Origin of the sequence: Terrisporobacter petrolearius, from assembly GCF_020748185.1 — a bacterium.
GTDB lineage: Bacteria > Bacillota > Clostridia > Peptostreptococcales > Peptostreptococcaceae > Terrisporobacter > Terrisporobacter petrolearius.
Genome location: NZ_JAHZMO010000234.1, coordinates 1 through 255, shown reverse-complemented (window position 1 = coordinate 255; position 255 = coordinate 1). Strand labels below are relative to the sequence as shown.

General features: G+C 29.4%; 1 pseudogene. It reads right to left on the bottom strand.

The features are described 5' to 3' along the window. Positions 1 to 80 precede the first annotated feature (80 nt). Positions 81 to 255, bottom strand: a pseudogene (locus K0040_RS20455) (IS256 family transposase); the annotation flags it as partial.

The following is a 255-nucleotide window of genomic DNA, read 5'->3' as shown; positions in this document are numbered from 1 at the left end:
GCATTCTTTTCACAATTATTATGTGTTTAATTTAGTTGTTTATACACTAAATTTCCCATAGTTTCAAAAAAATATATGATTTATATTGTGTAAGAGCTAGGGATTCTATCTCCAAACCTAATTGTGATCTGGCCTAAAGTAGACGCCCAAGATGTCCATTTCTCCATAATTTTCATAGTTGATAAGTATAGTGATTTTCTCAATGACTCATCTGTTGGAAATACAGTTCTTACTTTAGTATACTTTCTTAATTGT